10 protein-coding genes are annotated in these 22146 nt (G+C 35.9%); 2 read left to right on the top strand and 8 right to left on the bottom strand.

The genetic code is table 11. From position 1 onward, the window contains the following. Positions 1–11: 11 nt before the first annotated feature. From VBZ51_RS16565 to VBZ51_RS16535, 7 genes are all read right to left on the bottom strand, one after another. The gene (locus tag VBZ51_RS16565; RefSeq protein ID WP_416577629.1) at positions 12–2381 is read right to left on the bottom strand and encodes a PDZ domain-containing protein; all 2370 of its coding nucleotides are present in this window, start codon (positions 2379–2381) and stop codon (positions 12–14) included. 10 nt (positions 2382–2391) lie between these two features. After that, positions 2392–3294 carry an alpha/beta hydrolase gene (locus VBZ51_RS16560; protein ID WP_416577628.1) on the bottom strand — a complete coding sequence of 301 codons (903 nt, stop codon included), beginning with the start codon at positions 3292–3294 and terminating at the stop codon, positions 2392–2394. Then, entirely contained in the window at positions 3284–6112 is a 2829-nt protein-coding gene (locus tag VBZ51_RS16555; RefSeq protein ID WP_416577627.1) for a heparinase II/III domain-containing protein, read from the bottom strand. Before VBZ51_RS16555 ends, VBZ51_RS16560 begins: the two co-directional genes overlap by 11 nt. A gap of 7 nt (positions 6113–6119) precedes the next feature. Then, entirely contained in the window at positions 6120–8060 is a 1941-nt protein-coding gene (locus tag VBZ51_RS16550; protein ID WP_416577626.1) for a glycoside hydrolase family 97 catalytic domain-containing protein, read from the bottom strand. A gap of 65 nt (positions 8061–8125) precedes the next feature. Further along, the gene (locus tag VBZ51_RS16545) at positions 8126–8959 is read right to left on the bottom strand and encodes an alpha/beta hydrolase (RefSeq protein ID WP_416577625.1); all 834 of its coding nucleotides are present in this window, start codon (positions 8957–8959) and stop codon (positions 8126–8128) included. A gap of 11 nt (positions 8960–8970) precedes the next feature. Then, a complete protein-coding gene (locus VBZ51_RS16540; protein WP_416577624.1) occupies positions 8971–10296 on the bottom strand; it encodes a sugar porter family MFS transporter in 1326 nt (441 codons plus the stop codon). Between the two features lie 107 nt (positions 10297–10403). Next, entirely contained in the window at positions 10404–11603 is a 1200-nt protein-coding gene (locus VBZ51_RS16535; RefSeq protein WP_058105386.1) for a glycoside hydrolase family 88 protein, read from the bottom strand. Positions 11604–12318: 715 nt separating this feature from the next. Here VBZ51_RS16535 and VBZ51_RS16530 point away from each other — a divergent pair. Together VBZ51_RS16530 and VBZ51_RS16525 are read left to right on the top strand one after the other, a co-directional pair. After that, on the top strand, positions 12319–15561 hold the full coding sequence (locus VBZ51_RS16530; protein WP_416577623.1) for a SusC/RagA family TonB-linked outer membrane protein: 3243 nt from the start codon (positions 12319–12321) through the stop codon (positions 15559–15561). 43 nt (positions 15562–15604) lie between these two features. Continuing rightward, positions 15605–17392, top strand: a complete 1788-nt coding sequence (locus VBZ51_RS16525; RefSeq protein ID WP_416577622.1) for a RagB/SusD family nutrient uptake outer membrane protein — start codon at positions 15605–15607, stop codon at positions 17390–17392. Positions 17393–17687: 295 nt separating this feature from the next. Here the strand turns inward: VBZ51_RS16525 and VBZ51_RS16520 are convergent, their stop codons facing one another. Next, entirely contained in the window at positions 17688–21881 is a 4194-nt protein-coding gene (locus VBZ51_RS16520) for a hybrid sensor histidine kinase/response regulator transcription factor (protein WP_416577621.1), read from the bottom strand. Positions 21882–22146 lie beyond the last annotated feature (265 nt).

The following is a 22146-nucleotide window of genomic DNA, read 5'->3' as shown; positions in this document are numbered from 1 at the left end:
TAATTTGATTATTATTTTGTTTGAATTGTTAGTTTTTTCTCTGATTGATTACGCATGACCACTACCTCTAAACTTCCTTTATTTTGATGGTTTTGGTTCATGGTAAAAAAATCTTTTACGGTTGAAATAGGTTGCCCCTCTACCGCAATGATCACGTCTCCTTTTTTGAGTCCGTTATTCTGTACCGCGGGACTCTTGTTCCAAACGCCTAAAACGATCACTCCTGCCGCAGAATTTAATCCGTAGGCAGATTGCTCTTGTTCAGAATCTATACTTTTTAAGCTGTTACGAAGCCATTCTACAGTAGGACTCTTATCTTCCACCAACGTGTTATTGGTATTAAGTACAGGAACTGTAGGAGTCTTCGCCTGTTTCTTTAATGCGGGAATTTGTACTCCAAACTCATTCATTGGAAAATTTTTAAACCCTATTGTCGAAGCTAAAGAATCTGCAGTTACGGTAAAATCCAATGTTGAGGGATCTTTAAATTGTGGATCACCATAAGTACTATGAATATCCCTACTATAAATTTGAGATTTCATCATACTCTCTTCATTAGAAAATAAATTATAGTCCAAATCATCTCCCCAGCCCTTTAAACCTACATCTTGATATGCTTTGGCAACAATGTTGTGTTTAAATACATCTAAACTATTGGCAAACCATACATGCGGATGCAGTGAGTTGTTCACCAGAATATTGTTCTCTACAACTCGCTCAAAACCCTCTCTGAGCTTAATACCATTATTTAAACAGAGATTATTGTAAATATGATAATTAGAAGATCCATCGTCCAGATCAATGTCCCAACCGTGATCACATCTAAATCTATTTTGGCGAATGGTCGTTGTTTTTATGGCATCCCAAGTATACATTTTGGGGTGCTCTAAGGTCATGCTATCCATCACTTTTCTATTAGGGTGCCAAAAACGATCGCGCCCCCACGAATTAAAAGACCCATGGTCACTGGTCTCCTGTACGGTATTGAATACATCGTTTTTTTCAATTAAATGACCGCCCCAGGTGCCATCACCAATGTTTATACCTGCCCGTGGTACGTCATAAATACTATTGGAACGTATGGTGATATCCATAGCCATGGCAATTTGTACACCCGCTGTTTGCTTTTCGGTTCTACCGATACGATGAATTAAATTATTCTCTACCAAGCTATTTCTTGGGTATAGTTCATTTTTTGGACCGGGTAAAGTATCCATCTCAGAATATGGAACAATTTCACCATATTGAAAAGCCGGTGACCTAACGGCAGTAGGATCACCTATAAAACTAATGGCACTGCCTCCACAATTATAGATATGATTTTCGGTTATTCTCAAGTTAGCATTATACTTACTGGCCAGAATGGCATTACCGCCTAAATCTTTAAGAATACTATTTGTTATGGTACAATTTTCAGTACCTTCAAAGAACACTACTCCTCCGCGATAAATAGTCCAATCGCTTCGCAATAATGGCTCATACTTTTCCATAAAAGTGCGTTCCGTATGCTGAAAACCAATGTTTGATATAGTAACATTTTTAACCGGATTTTTGGTCGTACCAATAACCTGAATCAAACTTTTTAGGGTAGAGACCTCAACCTTGGCATTTTCCAAATTGATCTTAGTAGTAGGATAATAATATAACTTAGCATTCGCCTTATCTAAAAACCATTCGCCTGGTGCATCTAACTCTTCAAATACATTCTCCACCATACGGTATTCTTCATGTGGCCTAGATGGTCTGTTATTTTGATGCCCGCCCTCCAATTTTGGTGTACCATCTTCGTTCAATCCTATGATTTTATAATGAAAACCTCCCCATCTGCCATTATGTAATACATGAAAATACGCACCAATGGGATTTTTCCACGTAGCTACTTTCTCTTTACCAATAGCATCTGCAGCATGCCCTTGCCAGTACCCCCCATTCTCATCATAATTTGGGTATCTCGCTAATATTTGTGGTCCGTCATCAATGATCAATTGATCAAAATTTAAATTTTGGGGCACTTGTGTTACGTAGATATTTTCATTGAACTTCTGCCATTTTGCCACTAGTTTTCTGGACCCCTTAAGTATTACCTTAGCCGGATGAGCTCCAATTATGGAAAGTTCGCTTAAAGAGCTATCTATCATTATAGGTTTATCCAAGTAATATTCACCTTCTAAAAGATTAACGTTTACATGCGTATTCAGAGAAGTTGATTTAATTTCTTTGGCTTTGGTCAAAGCATTTGAAAATGTTGTGAAAGGATTGTCCATACTGCCGTCACCATAACCATTTACATTGACATCAACATATAAATCAACGGTTTTTTGCTCTGTGGTACATGAATACACAAAAGTTAAAATCAAAACCAAAAGACAATAATTTCTCATAAATTTTATGTTATTCTATTGTTGGTTTTCCTTTAATATGACCTAAAGAATTTAAAAACTTGTCTGCTTCGTAAGTTGTCTTTTTATAATACTCAGCTGTTTTTACTTTAGGATTAAAGAATCCATGACCTTGCCCTTCATAAATAAAAATATCACATCTACTACCTACCGCATCCATTTTTGACTTATACTCTTCTGCCACAGAAACCGGTATTAAATGGTCTTGAGCACCTAAAAACAATAATGTAGGTGGCGCACCTTTTTCTATATGATGTATAGGCGAAATTTCGAGATAGTTTTCACCCATTCTCTCATGCTGAAAACCGCCCTCACCCGGACCATTGTCCACCACGGCATTGTACAATATTACTGCGCTTACCTTGGTGTCTATTTTTAAATTGTCCGTGATTTCATTAACACCTGGCAATAAAGCTACTGCCGCGGCTAAATGTCCGCCAGCAGAACCACCTGCCGTAACCATTCTTGTAGTATCTACTTGTAAATTAACCGCATTCTCCTTTAAATACCTAACTGCAGATTTTGCATCTTTTACGGATTCATATGGTGTGGTACCATGTCTACTTTTTACCCTGTAGTCTGCCAATACCGTTACCATGCCCCTTGAAGCAAAATACCCAGCTTGTGCCCTAAACTGGTCTAAGCTACCACCATTCCAACCTCCTCCAAAATAGAATACAATTGTCGGATATGCTTTTGCGGTACTCCAATTATCCGGAGAGTATAATTGCATTTTTAACGTATCGCCATCGACTACCTTATACACTAACTCTTTTAAGTCCTTACCAGGTATGGTTGTACTCCAATTGTTCTGTGCCGTTAAAGGACCACCAATTAAAATGATCAATACAATGAGGCTGCGAGTCAGAATATGATGTGGCTTTTTATTTTTCATTATTACTACTTTTAAATTTTATGACAGCTTTTGCATAACCTTTTGATAATCTAAATTCTAATTGCTCATCATTGGTCCAGCTTTTCAGTCCTTTACGTGTGTCAATTAACTCATTATCTTCATAGATATATAATATTGCCTCACTACCGTTTTTAGGTTTAGGTATATTCAAAACAACAGGCTGATCGTTCTGTAGTATTATTTCATTTTCATTAATGTGAAAGGAAAGAGTCACTGGGGCACCAGATGCCTGAATTCCCCAATTGTTATGTTCATACCTGTACATACCCGAAAGAAAAATAAACGATGGTTGCGCTTTGTTTTCTTCGGTTCTCGTTATGGACAACAATCCTTTTTGATACAGATCACCTTGATCATAAATAGTACTTTCATTTTCATTTAGTACAATGTTATCTTGCGTTGCATCATCTTTAAATTTTACCTGAATCTGTTGAGCAGTGCTATTTTCTATTTTTTGAGCAAATTCAACTTCTAAAATAGGATTATCTTCATCTGTTCCTAAAGGGTTAAATACCATGGCAAACGGATTCTCCCATGCTTCGGCATTTCGTTGAACGATCAATGTTGGTATTGGTTTGTTCAATAATTCTTTCGGAGAAGTACCACTTGTTATCGCTTTAGACTTGGGCGCCATAGCTGAATAAAGTGTTTGATTAGCACTGCCCTTTACCCAGACTTCCATTAAATCTGAGGTACCATCTTCTGCTGTTAAACTAAAATTAGCACTAACCGCTTTGGCGGTTGTCAACTTCTTTTTTTCGGTGAGATAATCATATGCCTTTAAATCACCTTGATGACTCCCTAAATCTTCGGTATCTTCCAATTTCAAAACCTCTTCATTTGAACTGATCTTTAATGCATCCCCAAGGTTGTGATAAAAATAATCATGCCTTTGCTCATCACTACCTGGTTTTCTAGACCTAAAAACATCAACGACATAACCGGCTCCTGAAGGACCTTTTATCAACGAAGTAAATCGTAATTGCCGAGCCTTGGTTTTAGGCTCAACAAATGAAACATTAGAAAAAGTAACTTGATCAAAAATTGGGGTTTCACCAGTTTTGGGGAAACTATTTTCCAAATGAAATGGATGATGGCTTCTCATAGGTTCATAATCCGAAATACCATTGACTACCACCGTATTATGTGCCGGCATTCTGGAATAGTATTCTGTATGATCTTTGTGCCAATAACTTGACCCTTTTCCCATATCTGGTGCAAGTACTGATCCCTTGGCAAACAACTCTATAGATATACCGTTACTATGCGCATGGTTACCATAAGATCCTGTTGTGGCAACCATCATAGCATTTGCTTCACTACCCAGTCTTTGATTGAACCAGCTTACGTTTGGTGCGTAAAATGTAGGCGAAACCAATGGAAGATCAAATTCATTTTCCTCCTCATTTGGCACCACATTATTGACATAGAAAAATAATTGAAACAAGTCTTTAGCTTCCCTTTTATAATCGCCCTCGGCAATCATATCGTTCAGTAAATTGGCAATTATGTTCCGTTTTTCGTTCGCACCGTATTTCTGATAGTTGGTAATCAATAACTCAAAATTTTCAGCAGGTAATTTTTTATGTGAAGAATCTCCAAATCCAATGGTATGCCCAGAAGGAAACAAATACTGAAAAGATGCCAAAGCTGCTTTTTCAACTATAGGAAAATTAGATAACTCATTGGCATTGGTAAAATGGTCCAAAAGGGTTATAATATTTAATAAGGTAGTAATTACATGCACTGAATAAGATGCAGACTCTGGCCATATACCGTTTTCTTGATCGTAAACCAACAATGATTCCTTTATGGAAATTTGTCTTTCGGTTGACGTATTAAAAGTATGATCTAAGTAATACTCCCTACCCTTACCATTTTTATAATTACTATTTGGTTCTAAAACCAAGGCCACATAAGTAAGAAAACGTGCTTGAAAAAGATTCCAGTTATTATTGGGTACACCATTCTTAATAATTTGATCACCCCATTTTTGAAACACAGCTTCTGCATTTGAAAGGTTTATTTTCTGTGCCTTTAAATGATCATATAAAAAGTCGTACGTGGTAATGAGATGTATCAGTACTTTTTCATGGATAACCTCAAAAGTTGCCAGCCCAGAAAGAAATTGTTGATTGGTATTTGCCAAGTCTACCGGGGCATCTCTGTGGTACATACCCTCAATGTAAGTTGCAAAAACAGGGGTAGCAAAATCCGCATATACCCTATCGCCCGTTACCCAATATAAAAAGGCTGCATCTTCTACTAAAGACATGATCTTTCGGTTAATACCTTCAATGATATGACCAGATTCTTTAGGTGCTACCCATTCTTTTTTACCTGTCTTTTTATGCTCTAAATACAGTCCCTTAGGGTTGTCCGAATACGGAGTTATATTTTCTAACGAAGGAGATCTATATTCTGTTGCCCAATCTCTTGTGCCAGAAAAACGAACAGTGGGTACAGGTGCCTTACCTTCTGAATGAGAAAAATCACCGCCTTCTAAATACACTTTATCATGCTTGGTTTTCCAGTTCATTTGTAAACGGGACACCAACCATTCCTTATCATTTTTCCAAAGGGCTATATACTTTTGTAACCGTTCTTTTTTACGTGTTACCAATTCCTTTTTCCATGGAACATTCTCAATGGTTTGAAGAAAAACGGCTTTGTTTTGATCGGTTGTATAAATTCTAGGATGAACACTTTTTTGACCATATACCATTATACCCCCAACTATAACAAATGCTATTATCAACCATATACTTTGGAATATGTTCTGTATGCCTAATTTCATTTTCGTTTTACTTAACCGGAATTATATGCATGGTAAATCCGTTATTAGGTTTTATCTCTAAATCTAAAGTTTCTGTACTTGAAAGCTGCAAATCTTCAATTTTTACTTTTGTACGGGTTTCAACCGTTTCATCATCAGTATATAATTTTGCCTTATAGGTATCCCCTTCTTTTAAAAAACTGAAATCGATTTCCAATTGCTGAGGAGCCGTTCCATTGATTCCGCCTACAAACCATTCCAAGCCTTTTCTTCTTGCCAATACTCCAATCTCCCCTACCTTGGCATGCAACACTTTTGTTTCATCCCACGTTGTGGGTACATTATCAAAAAATTCCAGTTCGGGTTCATTGCCTATGTGCTTGGTATCTCCCCATAACCCATCATTTTTCTCTAAAGAAGAAGCAGGCTTGTCATACCAATAAAGCAATTGCAGCGGACTAAATAGACAAACAGTTTTTGCCAACTGAGATGCATGCGAACCCATTTTATTTACTCTGCTATTATAATAGCAAACCGTATTATCCGCTGCGCCTGCCAACATTCTTGTAAACATGGTGTTAAGTGTCTGCTCATTGGTAGGACTTTCCTCATCACCCTCAATACCTTCCTGTGTCAATAAATTAGGATATGTTCTTGAGAAACCTGTAGGTCTGTATTCATCATGTACATCTACAATAAATCCATATTCAGATGCCTTTTTGATAGCATTATGCAACCAAGCAGTAGCTTCTTGATCGCCAACACGGACAAAGCCAAATTTAATTCCTGAAATACCCCATTTTTTATACAGGGGCAGTATATCATCCAATTGCTTTTCTAAAGCCCTTCTATTGACATATAAGATTATACCAATTCCTTTCTCATCGGCATACTTGGTGATGGCTTCAATATCGAACGGACCTTTGGATCTTTTAGGATCCAAGGTTATGGTCGTAGCGTCTGATTCTTCATACATTTCATTACCGTACCAACCAGCATCGAACAAAACGTATTGCATGTTGTGTTCCGCAACAAAATCAATCGCCGTCATACCTCCTTCTGTTGTTAGCGTGGCTTCTCTCAATGCCTTTCCCGGGGTTACCCAAGAATCATCTTTTAGTTGATTAGGCTCACTTAAGTTTTGAAGTATATAATTGTTTTCTAATAATTCACCTTCATTTTTTGCCATCATTACCACACGCCATGGCGATTGAAATGGTAGTTGCTTCTTTACTTTGAACACATCATTCTTACGTTCCGAAATTAAAGCCCCCGTGATGGTATCCTGAATTTCTTCTTCCATTTTACCATCTAAAGTTGATAGCACACTGTTATTGGAAGCACCTTTAGAAAAACTTAAACGGGCATAATCTACCAAATTTGCTTCGGCAAGAGCTATTTTTAGGTTTTCATCAATTTCAATTAACAAAGGTCTTTCTATACCCGTTTCTATCTTTGATAATGGAATTTTTTTATACTCGCCTTGTGCTGTTAAAACTCCTTTTTCTCGCTTTGGAGTAGACCACATCATATGGTCTTTCTCAAAATTATAATAAATATTTTCATCTAATTCCAGGCTCTTGATGTCAGCTTGTACAGGAATTTCATAAGCAAAGGCCACACCCTCATCATACGCCCTAGCAATGAAATTGACAAGTGTTTTACCTTTCTTTAGATGGATTTTTATTTCTCGATAATTATCTGGTACTTCGCTCAATTCTCCAAACCTTGTTGTCCAGCTATTTTCAACATTATTTTCATCGACTCTCAATACGGACCAATCTCCTTTCAAATCAAAATGGTTGGTAGAAATTTCCAATACGGAAGGAAGCAAGACTGGCTTACCTTCATACATAATATCAAATCCCAATCCGTTAGAATGGTCACTATGATAACCGGGGAAAACCGTAAATACATTTTTACCATTTGGTGATGTTACGGTATATTCCGGAACCTTTGAGCATGACAAAATCAATGCAAAAACTAGCAGTAAGCATATTGAAGTTCTATTTATTATAATTGAGTATAAATGCATTATTGGTCAGTTGTATGATTATTAAAAAACTCGTTGAAAAACAACAATTGATACTTAATTGAATTTCTCCAATAGTCCGGATTATGTTTTCCTGGGCGTTCTATATATTCATGCGGAATTTTTCTTTCCATTAATTTTTCGTGTAACCTCTTATTATCTTCATAGAAGAAATCTTCAGTACCGCAATCTACTTGAAAAACCAACTTCTTATCACTGATCAAATGCACCAAATTGATTACACTATTGTTCTCCCAATGCTCAGGATTTTCGGCAAAACTGCCCAAACGATCTGGTATTCCCCATTTTAAGGCGTAAGGTCTAATATCTACACCACCACTCATACTAGCGGCAACTCCCCAAACGTCATAGTGTTTAAAAGCTAGGTATAAGGCACCATGACCACCCATACTGTAGCCCGTTATAGCTCTTGCATTTGCATTTTTAACAGTGTTGTATTTATCATCAATTTCAGCGACCAGTTCTTTTGACACATAGGTCTCATATTTGAAAGTAGAGTCTATAGGGCTGTCCAAATACCAACTTTTTACATCTCCATCTGGGCAAACAATAATGATATTATATTGATCAGCATACGCCGTTAACTTTGGTGCTACTTTTAACCAAGCTTTATAGTCACCGCCAGCACCATGTAATAAATAAACCACTTTATAGGGAGTATTCTTTTTTCCATATCCATTGGGAGTGATGACTACATTTTTAATGTCCTTGTTCATTGCTTTGCTGTGTACGATCAATGTATCAACACTTGAAGCCGTAACCATTAAGGCCATATGAAACAGCAATGCCAATAAAAAATATTTCTTGTTTCCCATTCTTCTACAATTTATTTCTTCAATAGTATTTTCTGAAGTTCCTCTAAAGTTTTTCCCTTAGTTTCCGGCATCATAAAAGCAACAAACAATAACTGTAAAACCATCATTGCTGTAAAAAATAAAAACACCGCCCTAGCCCCAATTGATGGATGACTAAATAAATAGGGTATTAATGAGGGTATCAATGCAGCCAAAACCCAATGCGTGGCACTACCAAAAGATTGACCGGATGCCCTTAAATGATCTGGAAATATTTCAGAAATGAATACCCAAATTACCGCACCCTGCCCTACGGCATGTGCTGCTATAAAAATGAATAAGAATATGGGTACGGCCATACCTGTCCAGTTAAAGAAAAATGCCATAGCCACTAAGCTCAAAGAAACTATATAACCTACAGAACCAAAATACATAAGAGTTTTTCTCCCCAATTTATCTATTAAGAACACTCCTAAAAGCGTAAAAACAAGATTGGTTACCCCTATACCTACACTACTTAATAAAGCTGTACTTTCTCCTAAACCCGCTTCTTCAAAAATTCTTGGCGCATAATATAAAAAGGCATTTATTCCCGAAAATTGATTAAAAAATGCAATTAAAAAGGCTAAAGTAAGCGGAAAACGATATTTTTTGATAAAAATGGTTTCTGAAGTATCTGGCTGTTCGTCCGCTCCATTAATCGCTTTTAGCTGTTCGTTCACATCAATATTAGGGTTTATGATTGCCAAAACTTCCTTTGCTTCCCCTAACCTTGATTTTGATAATAACCATCTAGGACTTTTAGGCAATTTCATTGCGAACAAGATGTACAATATGGCCGGTATAGCTTCTACACCAAGCATCCATCGCCAATCATTTTCACCACTACCACTTAATAGGTAATTTGATAAAAAGGCTATTAATATTCCAAATACAATATTAAATTGGTACATAGCTACCAATTTCCCCCTTTCATTTGCCGGTGCAATTTCAGATATATACGCAGGTGCCGCAATGGTAGAAGCTCCTACACCAATACCGCCTATGAACCTAAAAAGTGCAAATATATAAGGGTCGTTGGCCAATGCAGACCCAATTGCGGAAAAGGCAAAAAGGACGCCAATAACAATCAAGGTTTTTTTTCTACCATACTTATTTGTTGGTTTACCACCAAAAATAGCTCCAATTACAGTACCCCAAAGTGCCATACCCATAACCACCCAACCATGAAAAGAATCTGACGATTGCCATAGTTCCTGTAATTTTTTATCCGCACCGGAAATGACCACTACATCAAAGCCAAATAAAAACCCGGCCAAGGCAGCGGTAATGGACCATAAAAGTATTTTTTTATTCATGTTCGTATATTTCTTAATTCAAAAAAGAAAGACTTTAATACAAGTATTACCTCAATAGTATTTATTCATATTGAGGTATCACCCTAGATAATCCTAGAGATCAGTTCTTATGATTTTGCCAATTGCGATGAATTTTCATCCATTTTCTGCAACCTTAGCAATGCCTCCATAAAATAATAATCAGCATAAATAATAGGAATATCTATTTCAGAATCATGAGGTAAATGACCTGTTGAATGCAATAATAGGGCTTGATTGGTTTCACCGCTATAATAAGGCGCTTCTGATAACAGGTTAATTGTTTTTCTTGCCGCTGTTATATATTTTTTAGAAAGTTCTTCACTAGGTACATACTTTGACAATTCTAACAAACCACATGCTGCAATTGCGGCTGCGGAAGCATCTTTTGGAGCATCTGGTATATTTACATCATCAAAATCCCAATATGGAATACCATCTTGGGGCAATCTATTTAAATAGTGCTCAGATACCTTTATTGCCGTGTCTAAAAATTCTTTTCTGTGTGTTTCTCTATAAGCAACACTAAAACCATAAATACCCCATGCCTGACCTCTTGCCCACATAGATTCATCCGCATAACCCTGGTGGGTCTGCCCTTTTAAGAAATCGCCCGTAGTTTCATCAAAAGATCCTACATGATAAATAGCACTATCCTTTCTCACCAGGTTTTTCATTGTTACCAAAGCATGGCTTTCCGCTACATTATAAAGTTCTTGTTTTCCCCCATTTTTTGCTGCCCAGAACAATAGTTCTAAATTCATCATATTATCTATGATGGTATTGTGCCTAAACTGTGTTTGCGAAGGCCATGATAATATAGAACCTACATTAGGGTTATAAAGGGTAGCTAAAGTGTCTGCCGCGGCTAGCAGTACATTCTTATACTCCTCATTATTGGTCAATCTATAACCATTACCGTAACTGGTATACAACATAAAACCAATATCATGATTTTCTGCCGGGCTATATGCTATACTTTTAAGTGGAGCGGTAAATTTCTCTGCTTGTTCACGAAGCTCTTCATCACCTGAAGCCTCGTAAGCATACCAAATTACTCCTGGCCAAAATCCGCTACACCAATCTTTAACCCCAACCAATTCCCAATTGGTCTGTTCCTTGGGTATATTTCTGGCAAACCCTTGATCTGGAGTCAACACCTTTAATGTTTCTTTTGTTTTTTCTACATTTTGAGACAATATTTTTTTAGTATCAACAACGCTATTCTTCTCTTGGTTAGAACAATTAGTCAACGTTAAGACAAAAAGTAATAGGAATAATCGATTCATATTTTTCTTAATAATGAGGCAAAAACTGCCTTAGTTTGTAAATGTTTAATTCAGTAGAAATGATTCGGAAATGGAAAATTCCACTGATAAAAATGCTGATGAATTACTGTTAAACAAGTTTATTAAGAATGTCTTTTGAAGTAGATAAACTATCATTCAATCACTATAAAATAGCGTTCAAAATGCCCCATAAATCATAGAATATTTGGCATTTTACATATAGCCCTTATGTTTTTCCATAAAAACCTTCTGAAATTTCCATAAATCAACTTTGTACTTCATAAAAGTGAATTCGCACATATTACCGTACAGTGAAGTGAAATTTGATACAAGCCTAAAACCGTATAATCAGATGCGTTAAAATTCCACACAAAATACTGTAAATCAAATAATTATATAATAGTGTTGATAATTTAATATATGTACTTATATAATAGGTATAGATTATTATGCAAAAATTTTAGCTTGTACTGTTAATCAACAACCAACAAAAAAACTGTTAAAAAAATGTGTTTCAGACAATTTGTGCCTGCCCAAAAAACGGATTTAACCCCTGTTTCAGTAAAAAGGAATATAATTTATAACCATTGAGTAATAATTTATAACCCTTTGCTCCAATTATAATTAACATTGGCTTAACAAATATCAATATGATAATTACTGTATCGGGAAACTGATGAAACGACATTAATTAACTAATTAAATTAACAATCTTATGATTAAACTAATCAAACTTTCTAAATGGAAATTACAGACCATGATACCTTTATTGGTTGGGTTTGTAGTTTTGTGCACAAACCACGCGTTCGCGATTACAGCTAGTAATACTATGAATAGTGGTGTTGACCTGTTGAACTCAGAACAACAACTTACAATAACGGGTACTATAGTAAGTAGTGATGACGGCATGGGTCTACCTGGTGTTGCCGTTGTCGTTAAAGGCACAACAACAGGTACCGTTACCGATTTTGATGGAAATTATTCTATCAACGTACCTTCATCAGATGCCATTCTTGTTGTTTCCTATTTAGGATTCTTAAAGCAAGAGATTACCGTAGGTTCCAAAACTGTAATCAACGTATCTCTAGAACCGGACACTACTGCTTTAGATGAAGTAGTTGTTGTTGGTTATGGTACTGCCAAAAAAGAAACCCTAACCGGTTCTGTAGAACAGGTAAAGGCAGAGGCTTTTGAAGATTTGGCTGTTGGTAGCCCCGCTCTTGCCCTTCAAGGTAGAACTCCTGGTCTTGTTGTTACCCGTACTTCATCTAGACCTGGTGACGAAGGTGTCAACTTCTTAATTAGAGGTGCTTCATCTATTAATGGAATAGAACCTTTAATTGTCATTGACGGTATTCCTTCTATAAACTCATCATCATTTAATGATATGAACCCTAATGACATTGAAAGTATTAGTGTACTAAAAGGTGGATCTGCTTCCGTATATGGTTCTCGTGCTGCTGGTGGTGTTATATTGGTTACTACTAAAAAAGGTAAGGGAAAGATTTCTGTAGATATCAGCACGGTGTCCAGAGTAGGAACCATAGGTATACGCCCACCAACACCAACCATGTCACAGTACGGACAGTTATATGCTGCAGCGGCCCGTGAAGATATTGCATCTGGTAAGCCTCCAAGATATTTCTTCTGGAACGACCTTGAAACTGTTGATAGAATCGCTTCTGGTGATGAAGGATATTATGACCTACCCATTAATGGAAATATTTGGTTAGGTAACGCCCCTAGATTTGATGAAATGTTCGGTAACTCTTATTCTAGCCAACATAACATTAGTATCTCTGGTGGTACCGAGACGAGCAACTTTCGTATTTCCGCTGGTTATGATAACAACGTAGGTGGTTTAAAAGTTGCAGATGATAGTTCTGATAGATATAACTTCTCCATGAACTATAGCGCTGATATTAGCGATAGACTTAGTGTAAACACCAATATTACATATTTCAACAACAAATTCTCTGGACCTTCAGGTGGACTTGGGAGAGAAGCTGCCACTTATGATGCCCCTCTTTTTCCAACCTACAATCCAGATGGTCAATATTATGCCAACTTTGGTGGTGACCTTATTACAGGTGACAGAAATGGTGTAGCTCAAGTAATAGATGGTGGTCGTGAGAACAAAACCGTAGAGCAATTTAAAATATCTGCACTGGCAAAATACAAATTTACGGACCATTTAGATTTTACCGGGTCTTATGCCATTAGTAGACAAAATAGTGAATATCAATCTTACTTTGTATCCGTACCTCTTTACAGTTGGGGCGGAAAATTCTCTAACAATATAAATAACACTACCTCTATTCAAGAAGGTACCGGTCCTGACAGAAATGATGGTAACATTACTTATAAGAACTACAAGGGTACCTTAAACTACGCAAACCAATTTGGTGATCACAATATATCTGGACTTTTAGCTATTGAAGCTGAAAAAAACGATGTAAACGAATACTTCATTAAAAGAAACGGTTTTGTTGATTATGGCGTTTATGATATTAATTTAGGAGCTACAGATCAATTGGTGACCACTTCTGGTGGCGGTACATCTTGGGGTTTCTTTGGTTACATTGGCCGTATTAACTATGATTACAAAAGCAAGTACTTATTAGAGGTTCAAGGTAGACGAGATGGATCTTCTAGATTTGCCGAAGGCTCTAAATGGTCTAACTACGGTAGTGTTTCCGGTGGTTGGGTAATTAGTTCAGAAGACTTCTTAAAAGAAAGCAACTTAATTTCCTTTTTAAAGCTTAGAGGTGGTTACGGTGAATTGGGTAGTACTTCCGGTATTGGTGATTTTAGTTACTTATCTACCGTAGGTTTTGGCAATACCGTATTTGGAGAAACAAATGCCGGTCAACAGGCAACTTCTGTTGCTAGTAGCTTATTTAGTAGCAGTACTACTTGGGAGAGAATTGTAACCAAGGAAATTGGAGTTGACTTTAGACTGTTCAACAGTAAGGTTTTTGGTTCTTTTGATTTGTACCAAAAAGAAAACGTAGGGATGTTGGTTAGAGGTATTGAAACATCTGTATTAGGTACGGCAACACCATTTACCAATATTGGAACATTGGAAACCGATGGTTGGGAAGCCATGTTAGGATACCAAGGGAATATTGGCGATTTAGAATTCACAGTTAGTGCTAATATGAGTGATACCAGAAATGAGATTACCCAATACGATGGCGCTCAAACAATTTTTGAGAATTTAAACGATGCTGATCGTGGAAGAAATATTTTAAATAGACCGATCAACTCTTTCTTCTTATGGGAAACAGATGGTTATTTTGATTCTCAAGCAGAAGTTGATGCTTATTATGCTAGCTTAAATGAAGGTGGAATTTTACCGCTACAAACATCTAATGACGCTTTAAGACCAGGAGATATGCGTGTTGTAGATTCTAACGGAGATGGTACATTAGATAACGAAGATTTAACCTATAGTGGAGATGCCGCTCCACATTATGTGTACGGATTCAATTTTGACTTAAAGTATAAGAACTTTGATCTTAGTGCCTTCTTTCAAGGAGCTCTTGAGCATAACATTTATAGAACAGGATATTTTGCGCAACCTTTTCAAGCTGAATGGCAAAATCAATCTAACACATGGTTAGGTAGAACTTGGACCGAAGATAATAGAGATGCTGAATTTCCTAGGTTGACCACTCAACGTGGATTATCTGCTTGGAACTACCGTTCTAAAGATCATATCTTACAGAATAATAGATATATGAGATTAAAGTCGCTTATCATAGGGTATACCTTTAGAGATTTAAGCATTGGAAATACACCTATCAATAACTTACGTATCTATTTTTCAGGAAACGATTTGTTCGAGTTAACTAGCGTTAAAGATGGTTACGATCCAGAGTTTCAAGCGAGCTCTAACAATAGTGCATACCCTTTTATGCGTACTTGGGCATTAGGTTTAAAAGTATCGCTCTAATACAATTATAAAAGTAGATTATACATCATAAAATCATATACAGATGAAAAAATTAAAATATATAATAATACCATGTTTAATGGTCTTCTTTACATCTTGTGAGGACGAATTCATTGACCTTGATCCACCTGCATCTATTACAGACCAGGTTTACTATACTGAAGCTGATCATTTTTTAACCGGCTCTAACCGATTCTATACAGACCTAATGACGTGGAGGTATGATCAAGGAATTTATGCTGATCACGGTTCTGATTTGGTAGGATATACCGAAGATAGCGATATGCAAATATATAGTAGAGGTGATACTAGAGCTCCTGAATCTGACGGATACTACTCTACCCCATACTCTACTATTAGAGATATCAATCTTTTATTACAAAGAGCGGAGGCTTACGAAGGTGAAGAAAGTATTGTTCCTTATGTGGCTGCCTCTAAGTTTCACAGAGCGTACCAGTATTTTAATTTAGTACAGCGTTTTGGAGGTGTTCCTTTGGTTACCAGACCTTTAGATGTTGGTGATGAAGAATTAAACGCTCCTCGCAGTAGCAGATACCAAGTTGTTGCTCAAATTTTAGCGGATTTAGATGATGCTATCGCAGGTTTACCTACGGAGCAAGAAATAGCTTCTGAAGATAAAGGTAAGATCAGTAAATGGGCTGCAATGGCTTTTAAAGCAGATGTTTTATTACACGAAGCTACTTGGATGAAATACGTAGGTACCTCTACCGATGGCGATGGTACAAGTACAGGTGCCGGTAGTGAAGGTTTTAATGCTTCTAACATAGATGTTTATTTACAAGAAGTAGTTACACTTACCAAAACCGTAATGGACCAAGGTGGCTTTGAACTATGGGATTACAATGATGAGTTAGACAACTTAAGTTCTAACTTCCTATTCAACTTAGAAGATGGTGGTTCTAACCCAGCAGGTTTAGACAAGGCTACGAATAAGGAGTTCATATTTTATAACAAATATGATTTCACCTTTAGACAGGCCGGTGACCTTTTAAGCCATGTTTATGAAGGTAGAGTTAAGCCTAGTAGAAAAATGATGGACCTTTTCTTAAGTTCAGATGGATTGCCAATTGACCAATCTCCATTATTTCAAGGTTATGAAAATACATCAGATGAATTTCAAGATAGGGACTACAGAATGAGAGCTTATTTCACATACCATAAAACCCTTGGAGAAATTCCTCAAAACGGAGATGTTCTGTTGAACGGCACCAACAATTTTGGCTATTTCAACTCTAAATTCATGAGTTGGAAATGGGGTACGGATGAAGCCTACAGAGCTACAAAAACTGAAGCTTATGACATGCCGTTTATTCGTTTAGCAGAAGTTTATTTAATGTACGCAGAAGCTTTGTATGAATTGAATGGAAGCCTAACCGATGCCCAAATGGATGAATCTATCAACTTGGTCAAAGCTAGAGCTGGTTTACCACCATTAACAAATTCCTTTTTGGCTACCAATAATATGGATATTGAAACCGAAATTAGAAGAGAGCGCACTATAGAGCTTTATGCCGAAGGTGCAACGAGATTTAATGATCTTAAAAGATGGGGTATTGCCGAGGAAGAACTAGGTGAAACTATTTATGGTGCAGTTATAGAAGGTACTGTTTATGAAAACAACCCAGACCTATACACGCCAGGCGGATATGGCTTTGGAGAAGGAGTTACCGAAACAGGCGTGGGCGAAAGAAGAGCGTTGATCGTTCAACCTTCTGCTACACGCAATTTTACAAGAGATAACTACTTATTTCCTATACCTACATCGCAAACAAGTTTAAATGAAAACCTAAACCAGAATCCTGGTTACTAAGATAATTGTGTTGAGTTAGTTTAAAGGCAGTAATACGTAATGTATTGCTGCCTTTTTTTATGCAGAAACTTTCCTTTGAATAAAGTATAAAAAGTAAACATGAATCGGTTTATTGAAATGGAAAAGCATACAATTCATTTATTGATTGCCGTTATACGCTGTCAGTATTTTTGAATCAATAGCACATAAACAAATTAGTTATCTGGCCAATAGGCATGCTAAAAAAGAATGCAATTATATTATATGTACAATTGCATTCTGTTTTATGACCTATTTCAATTTAGATAATCATACATTAATTGTCCTCTTTTACAGGCTCACCTTTATTACCCTCCATATATTCCGTTGGGGTTACATTGAATAATTCTCTAAAGGTTTTACTAAAATAAGCCGTTGAATTGAAGCCACACATATGGGTAACTTCTTTTATAGAATAGCAATTTTTCTCCAACAGTTCTGCAGCATACCTTAATCTTATTGTCCTTATAAAATGACTAGGATTATTACCTGTTAAGGTATTTATCTTTCTATAAAATTGAGACCTACCAATACCGAGTTCCTTTAATATATCATCTTGCTTAAAATCCTCATCATCAACATTATCCAATACTACCTTTGTTGCCTTATCTAAGAACACCTCATCCATATTATTGGTAGTAACCTCACTTGATGGGAAAATACCGCCAATTTCAGAAAAGCGTTTTCTAAGTCTCTTTTTCGCTTCAATTAGGTTTCTAATTCTTGATTTTAGCACACTGGTAACAAATGGTTTGGATAAGTAAGCATCTGCACCATTATCATAACCACTAACCCTGTCTACTTCCAAACTTCTAGCCGTAAGCAGTATGACAGGTATATGACAAGTTTCGAACTCGGTCTTCATCAACCTGCACATTTCAAAACCATCCATCTTTGGCATCATAACATCACTAATGACCAAATCTGGGTAACGTTTTTTAACCATTTCTAAGCCCTCTTCCCCATTCTTTGCCTGCAAAACCTTGTATTTGTCTTGCAAATCGTTCTTTAAGTGTTGACGAAGCTCCTTGTTATCCTCAACCAATAAAATAGTTGGTTTTTCAATTTCACTTTCAGTATTAGGATTTGGCAGAATTAGATTTTCATCATCCGCGATATACATTTCATATTCTACAGATTTCATGGAATTGATCAAGAATTCGTTCTTTACATTCTCAACTTCAACCGGGGTAGACTTATTATCCAAAGGTAATCTCACCACAAATTTACTACCTACACCATATTCACTTTCCACAAAAATTTCTCCACCATGTTTTTCCACCAGAGCCTGCGTAAAATTCAGCCCTATTCCCGTGCCGGACTTAGTTACATCTATATGGTAAAATCTTGAAAAGATGTTTTTAATTTGCTCTTTATCTAAGCCTATTCCCGAATCTGTAACGGTAATTTCAACAAAATCCCCTGTCATTTCCTTTTTAAGAAATAATAGTTTGGACGAGCTTTTTTTCTGGGATACCTTTTTTATTGAAAAGGTGATTTCGCCACCTGCATTGGTAAATTTTATGGCATTTGAAATAAGGTTGGTTATAATTTTTTCAACCTTATCCAAATCGAACAATAAGTCGATACTGTCAGACTCTGAGATAAATCTATATTCAATTTCCTTTTTATTGGCAAGACCTACAAATAGTGAAAATATGTCTTCACTAAATTTAACAATGTTTCCTTTTTCGAGCTGAAGGGGTGCCATTCCGACATCCATTTTTCTATAATCCAATAATTGATTCACTAAATGCAATAATCTACGTGCACTACGCTGTATTGAAATAGCTGAAGACTTCACCTCTTCCGGATTATAGGAATAATTGGATAATATTTTATCGACCGGATTCATTATTAAGGTCAACGGTGTTCTAAATTCATGGGAAACATTGACAAAGAATTGAAGTTTCAACTGATCCAGTTCATGTTCTTGTGCTTCTTGTACTTTTTGTGTGTAGTATCTCATTATCAAATAAAACAGTAACACACCAAACAATGAATAAAGTAGATAAGCCCACCAGGTTTTCCAAGGTGGCGAAAGAACTTCAAAATTTACGATGGTTGCCTTAGCTTGCTCCCAATTGCCATCTAGAGATGCTTTTACCTCAAAGCCATATTTTCCCGGACTTAGGTTGGCATAGCTCACCTCTCTTTTTGTGCCAATGGTTTCAAAATCGTTATCAAGACCTTGCAACTTATAGGCATATTGTACCCTTTCTGGGTTTTCAAAATGAAGTGCCAAAAAATCGAACGCAACATAATTTTCATCATAGTTCAATTTTAAATTTTCCAACTCTTCTACCCTATCTTCTAATAAAATTCTTTCATTGACCGTATCACCAACAACTACTGGCATATTGTTCAATGTAAACTGGGTAATCTTAGGTTTTAATGGTGATGAGGGTTTTAATGTAATATCATCTGGGTGAAAAATATTAAATCCGTTTATGCCTCCTATTATAATTCTACCGTCACTGGTTTTCTCAATAGATTTACTTTGATATTCTGGTCCTTGCAACCCATCATGAATATTAAAGTTCTTTAATTGATCTGTTTCCGTATTTAAAAATGAGAGTCCGCTTTTTGTTGTAATCCAAAAATTGTGATTATCATCTTCTTGTACACCAACCACCAAATTATTGGGCAAACCTTCTTTTGAGGTATATGATTTAAGAACATTAAAATCTGAATCTAATTTATAAATACCCGTATCTGCACCCAACCAAATATTTCCTAAATGATCCTCAGAAATATGATTGATAAGGTTGTCTTCAATACCCGGTATTTTAATCTCATTAAAGGTCAATGTTTCAGGTATTCTTTCTTTGAACTGGTTTAAATCAATATAGTTTAACCCTAATGAAGTGCCAACAAATAACCTATTTCTAGAATCAACGAATAAATAAAATATAAAGTTACTGGCAAGGCCATTTTCCTTACCGGCTACATTTTTAAAGTTATGGAACTTATTGGTTACAGGATCAAAGAGACTTAAACCTTCTGTTCTTAACCCAAGCCATATTCTATTATCATTATCTTCTACCCCTGACCAAACGGAATTTTGACCTATGGTATTGGGGTTAGATTCATTGTGCAAGTAACGTTGAACATTATAACTTTCTGGATCAAATCTATTTACCCCCCCATCTAAAGTACATACCCAGATTTGCCCATTCTTAGACTCAAAAGTGTACAAAATTCTATTAGAACTTATACTGTTACGATTATTGGGGTCATGTGGAAAATGCTGAAAGGTATTGTTTTCTTGATTTAATAGATTTAAACCACCATTATAGGCGCTTATCCATAGGCGCTCCTTAGAATCTTGGAGAACAGATTGAACAATTTTTTCGTTTAGTCCGTTTGGGTTTCCCGGTTGATAGTAATAATGACCAAAAGCGTATTGCGAAGGATCTAATTTACTTATCCCTTTATCATAGCTACCTATCCAATAAATACCATTAAAATCTTCATAAATTTTAGACGGTTTATTGTTTGGTAGTGAAAATGAATCGGAAAAGTTATTGACTAAATTCTGAATTACTTTTTCTTCGGTCTTATTTAAAATGAACAGGCCATAACCATCTGTTGATGCCCAGATATTACCATCTTTATCTAAATGCATATCACGAATAGCAATATCCGTTTCATCAGTAAATGATATATGGGAAAAGGTGTTCTTGGACCTATTCCAATGAATAATGTTAGAGAGGTTATTTCCTATCCAAAAATCATTGTCAGCATCAACAAATATATTCTTAGGTATATGGTTTAATTCGTAGTTAGAAGTGTTCTCTATTAATACACGATCAAAATTATCTTGCTCAGCATTATATCTATTTAAATATTCGCCATTGGTTCCTAACCAAATTTCATTGTTTTGATCTTTAAGAATTACATTAACAATATTATTATCCAATGAATTTAAGTTAGAATCATCATTTAGATAATAGTAAAATTTTAATTCAGATACATCTGCATTAAACTCTTCCAGTAATATTTTTATGACACCATTATTGGTAGCTACCCACAAGGCATTCTTTTCTTCATCAAAAAGTAAAGCATTTATAAATTTACGTGGATTGTTAGATAAGGAAAGTTGCTTGTACAGATCTACCCTAAGAAAACTATTGGTTTTTTTATTAAAGTAATTTAAACCGTTGTTAGTACCTATCCATAAATTACCGTCTGCTCCTTCTACAATGGCATTAATTCTATTATTACTAATTGAATGTTGATCATTTAATATTGACTTGTACACTTCAAACTCATACCCATTATACTTATTAAGACCGTCAATAGTACCAAACCACATAAAACCTTCTGAGTCTTGAAAAATAGTTAAGCACGTACTGCTCGATAAACCATCAACGGTATCTAAGTTTTCAAACTTAAAGTTGTTGAATTGAGCATTGGTAACATAGCTAAGTAAGCCACAAAAAATTAATAAAAGTATCTTCCTTTTCATTATAATCCGATTAAAATATGATCCTTTAAAACTTTATAGCTTATCCTATAGCAGTAAAGAATATTTAATAATCAAAATAGCAAAATTTTAGCTAATTATTGCCGAATTATCAATTAAAATAAGAGTTTATTGGCGTTTAACAAATTATGGAGAAAATAGTATTTTTTTAATTGTGATAGATTACAATTGAAGGTTCTAGATGTAATTATATTTAAAAGGCAATACCGCCTTTTGAACGTATAAAAACAAAAAAAAGCCACTGATT

The sequence above is a fragment of the Maribacter sp. HS genome (assembly GCF_048059195.1).
Lineage (GTDB): Bacteria > Bacteroidota > Bacteroidia > Flavobacteriales > Flavobacteriaceae > Maribacter > Maribacter dokdonensis.
This window is presented reverse-complemented; position numbering and strand designations above follow the sequence as displayed.